Source organism: Photobacterium sp. NCIMB 13483, assembly GCF_003025475.1.
Taxonomy (GTDB): domain Bacteria; phylum Pseudomonadota; class Gammaproteobacteria; order Enterobacterales; family Vibrionaceae; genus Photobacterium; species Photobacterium piscicola.
The window spans coordinates 1-6857 of sequence record NZ_PYLV01000043.1; the positions used below are offsets into that span (position 1 = coordinate 1).

Annotated in this window: 7 protein-coding genes; all 7 read left to right on the forward strand. The window is 31.1% G+C overall.

What is annotated here, in order from left to right; all coding sequences use genetic code 11:
- Positions 1 to 226, forward strand: a 226-nt coding sequence (locus tag C9I86_RS20110) for a hypothetical protein (protein ID WP_158258976.1), incomplete at its 5' end; no start/stop codon positions are given.
- Positions 227 to 476: 250 nt separating this feature from the next.
- Positions 477 to 881, forward strand: a complete 405-nt coding sequence (locus tag C9I86_RS19450) for a DUF1090 domain-containing protein (protein WP_107277238.1) — start codon at positions 477 to 479, stop codon at positions 879 to 881.
- Positions 882 to 1180: 299 nt separating this feature from the next.
- The gene (locus tag C9I86_RS19455) at positions 1181 to 1969 is read left to right on the forward strand and encodes a phytanoyl-CoA dioxygenase family protein (protein WP_045039829.1); all 789 of its coding nucleotides are present in this window, start codon (positions 1181 to 1183) and stop codon (positions 1967 to 1969) included.
- Between the two features lie 409 nt (positions 1970 to 2378).
- Positions 2379 to 3302 carry a hypothetical protein gene (locus C9I86_RS19460; protein ID WP_107277239.1) on the forward strand — a complete coding sequence of 308 codons (924 nt, stop codon included), beginning with the start codon at positions 2379 to 2381 and terminating at the stop codon, positions 3300 to 3302.
- Positions 3299 to 3751 carry a hypothetical protein gene (locus C9I86_RS19465; protein ID WP_107277240.1) on the forward strand — a complete coding sequence of 151 codons (453 nt, stop codon included), beginning with the start codon at positions 3299 to 3301 and terminating at the stop codon, positions 3749 to 3751. The genes C9I86_RS19460 and C9I86_RS19465 overlap by 4 nt, the downstream gene beginning before the upstream one ends.
- The gene (locus C9I86_RS19470) at positions 3741 to 5795 is read left to right on the forward strand and encodes an ATP-binding protein (RefSeq protein WP_107277241.1); all 2055 of its coding nucleotides are present in this window, start codon (positions 3741 to 3743) and stop codon (positions 5793 to 5795) included. Before C9I86_RS19465 ends, C9I86_RS19470 begins: the two co-directional genes overlap by 11 nt.
- A gap of 320 nt (positions 5796 to 6115) precedes the next feature.
- The gene (locus C9I86_RS19475; protein ID WP_107277242.1) at positions 6116 to 6748 is read left to right on the forward strand and encodes a hypothetical protein; all 633 of its coding nucleotides are present in this window, start codon (positions 6116 to 6118) and stop codon (positions 6746 to 6748) included.
- The last annotated feature ends 109 nt before the right edge of the window (positions 6749 to 6857 follow it).

The window sequence follows — 6857 nt, forward strand, 5'->3', positions numbered from 1 at the left end:
ATTAAAGCCAGAAATCATTTCACGTCCAGAGTCAGAAGGCTCATTAGCGACTAAATCATCAATGTTTATCAAACAGACTCGCGTGTATATCCTGAACGTTCAAGAATTCGTTGATAATGACGATAAGAGTGAAAACCCATTTGGCGTTGAACGATATGCGCTTTGGCCTCGTTTAGCAAAAAGTAAAAAGCGTTTAGAGGATCGTGGTTACATTTTTAATTTTTAATAAGATCAAAAAGAAAAGATGGGACAGCCATAAATTTACACTAGAAGTCAAAAAGATGGGACAGCCATAAAATTACACTAGATATGACGGGTAATCAATCCGTTATTATTTACAGTGCGATAGGGTATCTACTCACAGCCTGCCAAAATATTAAAGAGTACAGCTATGGGTGTCCTGTATTTTTTATGTTTTCTTATAGCTATCATGTAAACTATCATCATTGAATTTGTTAAATAATTAGAACGTGATAATGTTAAATAATAATGTCGCTATACCTACAACGCTATTGGCCGTATTTTTGCTATCGACATCGACGATGGTTCAAGCTACTCCACTCACGGGGTGTGCCGTTAAAAAGCAAGAAATTAACACTCAGATTAGCTATGCAAAAGAATATAACAATACCTATCAGTTAGAGGGGTTACAAAAAGCATTAGCAGAGGTTAATGATAACTGTACTGATGAATCGCTAAAAGCAAAACAACTAGCAACGATAGCGAATAAAGAGAAAAAAGTAACTGAAAGAAAACAAGAGTTAATGGACGTTAAAGGAAATGGAAAAACAAATAAAATCAATAAGAAAGAGAAAAAATTACAAGAAGCAATAGATGAACTTCAAGATGCAAAAAATACATATTCACGCTATTTCAAATAACATAATTAATAGTTTAAAAGTGATCAAAGTATAAATAAGTATAAATAGGACACCCATAAAATTACGCTAAATATGACGGGTAATAAGTTCGTTATTATTTGCTGTGTATGCCTGCAAGGGCGATAGGGAATCTACTCACTGTGTGTGGAAATCTTAAAGAATAAAGATATGGGTGTCCTGTATTTTTTCCTGTATTTTTTAATGATAATTTTATTACTTGGTTGAATAGCACCAGTCTGGCATTATGCGCCCAAGAATATCGTCGTCAGTAAACGGTACTGAGAGTGTGAAGGTAGTCAGTGATAGAAAACAACCAACAATTAAGTAACCGTTATGATGAACACGGTTACTTTGTGATTAGAAATTATTTCGACGAAGCTCAGATTTCATTGCTTAGAAAAGTGGTGTTGAAATTCCATGAATTGTGGAAAGCAGACAACAGAGAGTTTTATCATGAAGAAGCGTTTAATTCGTCTTTAATTACGGGCAGCGAATATCTACCCATTGATGATAGAACGGTACTTTTTGACTTTATCAGCTCCAAAAAGATCATGGACGTTGTTGATGCAGTGATACCTGAAAATCCTGCATTTATGAATACACAACTGTTCTTTAACCCCGTAAATCCGCAACAAAAAGACTTTTGGCATCGTGACTGTCAATATGACTATGATCTTGAAGACCAAATGAAAGTCATATTAGAAACGCAAGTGTTACATCTTCGCGTGCCTTTATTTGATGAACTTGGCATGGAAATCATCCCCGGTACACACAAGCGATGGGACAACGAAGAAGAGCACAATGTTCGCCAAGAAGAAAATGGTAAAGTCAGCAATGACAGTATCTCTGGCGGTAAACAAATTGGGTTAGCCGCGGGTGACTTGTTAGTGTTTTCAGCTGATATGATCCACCGAGGCTTATACGGCTTAGATCGTTTAGCATTGGATATTTTGATCTTTGACTCAGCGGCTGATTATGTCGATTACGTGGATGATGATTGCTTACCTCCCCAATCAATATTAAATAAGATTGCCGACCCAAGGCTATTTCTCAACACCTTGCACCTGAAATCAATGGTGTGTGCTTAAAGATAAAAGATTAAAAGATGGGACAGCCATAAGTTTGAATAAGATATGATGGATAATAATCAACGTCATTATTTGTTATTGCGTATAAATATCCATCATTTTAAATAGAAAATACTGTGCCAACCCTCGTCATTCCCTACAGTGAATACCCGCGAAGGCGATAGGGAATCTAGTCACCGCGTGTTGGGATATTAAAGAGTAAAGGTATGGGTGTCCTGTGTTTTGCTTGTATAAATAAACAGTATATTAATGGCGAGTTATGCCAATATTCGAAAATAGTTAGCACATATATGTAGTATGTTACACATAATTAGAGCTTTGATGTAAATAATTGCAGTTATGGTATTACTTGAATATGAACGAGGTAGTATGATGCTCATATGATAAATGAGTTAGAGTACAGGAACTAATGATTTCAACTTCGATTGGATCTATAGATGGAAACCTATGGGAAAGTTTAATCCAGTCAGTCTATAAACGAAAATATGATTCATATCAAGAAATGATTGCATCTCCAGGTGATTTGGGGATTGAGGGATTTGTTTTAGACTTAGGTATTGTTATCCAATGTTATTGCCCTGCTCGTGAATATGATACACCTGATTTGCATAAAAAACAGGTAAATAAAATAACAAAAGATATTCAAAAATTAGTTATTAATGAAATTGAATTACAAAAGCATTTAGGCGGAGCAAAAATTAAGCAATGGATATTTGCGACTCCCTCAATTGCAAAGCATGACATACATATTCATGCTAGAAATAAGGAAAAAGAAATAAAAGAGAAAAATCTTAGTATTATTGATGAAAACTTTCAAATTTTAATAAAAGATTTGGGTTTTTTTGAAAAAGATATTAGAAATATTCAAGTAGTTAATGGTGAGCAACTTGATTTTTCTAATTATTCTGGTTCATATATATATGAACCAAATTTAACTACTGAATATGACGGTAATATTTTTTCTAAGAATAAAGTTAGAAGTTATAAAAAAGAGGAATATATTCCTTTTATTCATGAGCGACTAAATGAGATAACAAAAAAAGATTATGTTGATGGTTATGAAATTTTAAATGCTATTTATACACAATCGCCAGAGCTTTATGAACGTATATCTAAAGTTATAAATAATTTTGAAAACTATGTTGAAATGGAGTCTCTAACTTGGGAAGGAACACCCAAAACTCTAATAGATCATATTAGAGATAAGTTAATTTCAAGATTAGAAAATGATGAATTTATAAAAAAATCAATATTATATGAAAATTTGGTTTTAATATCTGAACATATGATTTCTCGCTGGATAGCTCATTGCCCAATGAGGATTTTAGAATGAGTACTATGACATTCAATCGTAAGTCTATGCCTGTATTACCAGAGCTAAGACCTATGTATAAAATTGCTAAAGTTTTAATTTTTTTAAAACTATGTAGTAGTGGAAATAAAGCAAGTCTATTAAAACTTCATTTGTTTAATTGGGCTTATATTGACAGTAATAGAGTAAAGGCTCTTCAGTTATCAGTTGAGAAGAAAGAATTATATGTAGGTGTTTGGGGGATTGATCCTGCACTTAATATGGCCTTGGGTTTTGCATTAGCTGATCAATTGATAGAAAAAAAAGCAAATGGTATGTATCAGCTTACTGATAAGGGGGATTCATTTATAAAAGAAAGTGATCTTATTAATCTTTTTGATTCTGAAATCATAGAGTTTAAAAAGATAGGAAAGAAAATTACTGAATCAATGATTAACAATGCGACTAGGCGGTGGGTAAATGAAATTTAAAAAGTTACGAGTACATATTTTAGCTGACGATGGTCTGGACTATGGTTATAATATTAAATTTGAACCTAATTTAAATATTATTCGTGGTGACAATTCATCAGGAAAGAGTACATTCGTTAACTCATTGATATACTCATTAGGAATGGAAGAGATTATTGGTTCCAAAGGTCTGTCATCACTACCATATGCATTAAAAAGTGAGTTTGAATTTGAAGGTCGAAAAATAAAAATTGTAAACTCAGTTGTTTATGTCGAAATTGAGAATAATAGTGGTACTTCTATTACTTTGAAACGTAGTATTAAATCAGAATATGATGATGTTAAGCTTATTCAAATAATTAAAGGGCCTTACTTATCTAATTCGGGTTGTTATGATATTCAACCAACTTTTTTACATGATGCTGGTTCAGCCCAAGATCCTGAAAGAGGTTTTTTTGCTTTTTTAGAAAATTTTATTGGCCTAAAGATGCCAAGTGTTAATGATACAAAAGGTAAACAAACAAAATTATATTTACAATCTATTTTTGCTGCACTCATTATTGAGCAAAAAAGAGGTTGGACTGATTATATAGCTAATATACCATATTATAATGTTAGCGGTATGCGTGAAAAAGTATCCAGTTTTTTATTAGATCTTAATGTATTTAGAAATGCAAAAGCATTGAGTGATTATTCTCATGAGAAAAATAAAATAGTTTCAGAATGGTCTGAAGTTGTAACAAGTATTAAATTGTTAGCTGAGACTAATCATCTTTCTATATCAGGCATTAATAAGAATCCAGTAGTTGATTTCAATCTAGATTTTATTAGAATTGGTGAGTATCATAATGATGAATTTCAATCATTAAATTTAATTAAGACTTCATTATCTAATAAAATAATAGAAAAAGAGGAGAAAAGTTTTAATAAATTAAAAAAAGAAGCTCCTGAGATAGTTCCAGAAATAGAAAAAATTAAAAATAGGATGGATGAGTTATTAACTTTACAAACTATGAGTAGTCAACAAATAAATATTAATAAATCTCAGTGTGAACAGTATATATTAAGTTTATCTAATATCGAAAAAGACCTTAAAGATAATAAGCTTACTCAAAAGTTAGTTGATTTCGGAGCTAATGTTTCAGATATAAATATAGCTAAAGGAATTTGTGGTACTTGTTTTCAGAGTGTAGAAGATATTCTTTTGCCACCTGATAGTCAATCAATTCCAATGAGTATTAATGAAAATATAGTGCATTTAGATAATCAGAAAAAAATGACTAAATCTCTCATTGATGGCTTAGAGAAAACTATAATAAAAGATAAATTTCAATTGCGTATGATTAATAATGATCTTATTAGTCTAAGGAAAGAATTGTCATCTTTAACAAGAGATTTAAAATCAATAAATAATGTTAAAGAATCAGATGTAAGAATTAAGATTGAAATGGAAAATAAAAGAAATAATCTATCTTTTATAGAAAATAAAATAAATGAATATTTGGATTCATTATCGAAGTTGTCTAAATCATATCGCGAGATTTTAACTAAAATAAAGAGTGTCGATAAATCAGGATTTACAGGACAAGATTACAATAAAGTAAAAATGTTTACTACATCATTTAAACATTTAGCTGAAAATTTTGGTTATCGTAGTGCTAGTGTTAGTGATATTAATATTGAACCAAGTTCTATGTTGCCATATTTAGGTGGTATAGAATTGAGAGAAACAAAATCAGAACATACTGATATAAAATCAGATTCATCAGCTAGTGATTTTGTAAGACTTATTTGGTCTTATTTAATATCATTACAAGCAACATCTATTTACTATCGAGCGAATCATCCTAATTTTATCTTATTTGATGAGCCAGCTCAGCACTCCATGAGTGAAAAAAGTGTAAATAAGCTGTTGAATAGTTTATGTTATGCTAATGGATTACAATCTATTATTGCTGCCTCCTTTGATGAAAGTGATGAGAACTTTGAGGCATCAACATCAGGTATTAAAGGACAATTTAATTTAATAAGATTACCTAGTAAAATAATAGAACGATTATTTTGAAAATAAAACCTTACTGAAATACAGTAAGGTTTTTTATTTTTAAACTATCCCTCAAATATATACTGCATTCTTTCAGGGAATTATTTGTTTACTGTTGATTTTTTATGGTTGAATCTACTTAGCTATTTGTAGACCATGATAAACATGAAAATAATATTGTTAATATTCTATATTAATAATATTAATGGCATAATGCTGCGCCTGTTTGATTGAGGAATAAACGTTAAAATAAATATGATTTTAATAATCTAATTAATAAATTAGATGTGATTTTTACAGTACAGGAATGATTAAGTAATATTAAATGGAAATATAAATCTATGCGTAATTGGATATTAAACTTATTCTTTGAATTGAAGAACAAGTACACAAGAACGAGTACCATTTGGTCGACTCTAAAAAAGATCCAGAATGTTAAATTAATTTCATCAATGTATGTTTGGATATTTATTGTACCGGTTACTGCTAAGGTGTTATCTGGTACAAATGATTTAGCTAGAATAACGGTATTTGATTACAGTTTTGAGCTTCACTTAGCTTTGCCATTTTCATGGCAGTTATTTTATTTTTCTGCTCTATTTTTTGCTCTAGCAACAGTGATTTATAGATTGCGTTGTCCAAAATTTATTCAAGAATATTCTTCTTACTCGTCATTTACAGCAGAGGGGAAGAAGGAGTGGCATCTTCATCCTTTTGCTCTAGATATCGGAGAGGATTATGAGAAATTTAAGTTAGACCTTGAGGATCTTATGGTTGAAGAAAATGGGCAAATATCTGAAGGGAAAGAATATGAGCAAAGTGTATTTTGGCATCTATATTGGGTTGCTGATAGAAAACGTAAGGCTTGGTATATAGGTTGTTTTTTCTGCTACCTTCTTGGTTTTACACTAATATTTATTGTGTTTGCCCAAAACTTTTGGTGGGTGATTAAGAATATTGAAGTGGTCAAGTAAAACTGTACACCTTTATAGGTGTTTAAATTAAGCGGCTGTTTCCATCACCACTGGCGGTAAATAGTTGTTATAACTATGGCCCCGCTTAGTGTTGTAATGCTGCAATATA